1 protein-coding gene is annotated in these 1,017 nt (G+C 73.2%); it reads left to right on the top strand.

The window, feature by feature from the left end; all coding sequences use genetic code 11:
- Positions 1-27: 27 nt before the first annotated feature.
- On the top strand, positions 28-891 hold the full coding sequence (locus FrCorBMG51_RS18795; RefSeq protein ID WP_047224370.1) for a metallophosphoesterase: 864 nt from the start codon (positions 28-30) through the stop codon (positions 889-891).
- The last annotated feature ends 126 nt before the right edge of the window (positions 892-1,017 follow it).

Genomic DNA, 1,017 nt, shown 5'->3' with positions numbered 1-1,017 from the left:
CCCGCCTCACGGCTCGAAAGGCCTTCCGTGCCCGCATCCCCGGACCTGGCCGCGTACACCCCCACCCACACCCTGATCCAGATCAGCGACACCCACATCGTCCGCGAGGACGAGCTGCTGCACGGCAAGGTCGACTCGTACGCCACGCTGCGTACCGTCCTCGAGCAGATCGAGGCCGCCGGGACGACGATCGACGCCCTGCTGCTCACCGGCGACCTCGCCGACAGCGGCGACCTGGTCGCCTACCAGCGGCTGCGCGACCTGGTCGAGCCGGTGGCGGCCCGCCTGGGCGCACCGGTGCTCTACGCCGTCGGCAACCACGACTCCCGCGGGCCGTTCCGGGCCGGGCTGCTCGGCGCGGAACCGACGGCGGAGCCGTACGACCACGTGCACTGGATCGACGACCTGCGGGTCATCGTGCTCGACACCACCCGGCCGGGCAGGCACAGCGGTGCGCTGAGCGCCGCCCAGCTGCGCTGGCTCGCGGACGAGCTGGCCACCCCGGCGGCGGCCGGCACCGTCCTCGCTCTGCACCATCCGCCCGTGCCCTCGCCCATCCCGCTGGTGAACGCGCTGCTGCTCGCCGAGCCGGAGAAGCTGACCGACGTTCTGGCCGGCAGCGACGTGAAGATCGTCCTGGCCGGGCACGCGCACCACTCGTCCGCGGGCGCCATCGGCGCGGTGCCGGTCTGGGTGGCGGGCTCCAGCGCCTACCGGGCAGGCACGATCGGCCCGACCGACCGGTTCACCGGCCTGGCCGGCGGCGAGTACACCCGCGTCGACGTGTATCCGGCGGGAGCCGTCGCCACCGCGATCCCGATCGCCGACACCGAAGTGATCTATGACAGGAACATCGAGGAGATGGCAAAGATCGTCTCTGTCCACGCCTGATCTCTGACTGCGCCCGAGACGTACGCAGCCCGTATCCGGCGCCCGTTCACGCCCGTCCCGGCGCGTCGCCGGGACGGGCGACCCGGCGTCCCGTCCTCCCGTGCGCCCGGAGCGGACGCCGGCCGG

Origin of the sequence: Protofrankia coriariae (assembly GCF_001017755.1) — a bacterium.
Lineage (GTDB): Bacteria > Actinomycetota > Actinomycetes > Frankiales > Frankiaceae > Protofrankia > Protofrankia coriariae.
This window is presented reverse-complemented; position numbering and strand designations above follow the sequence as displayed.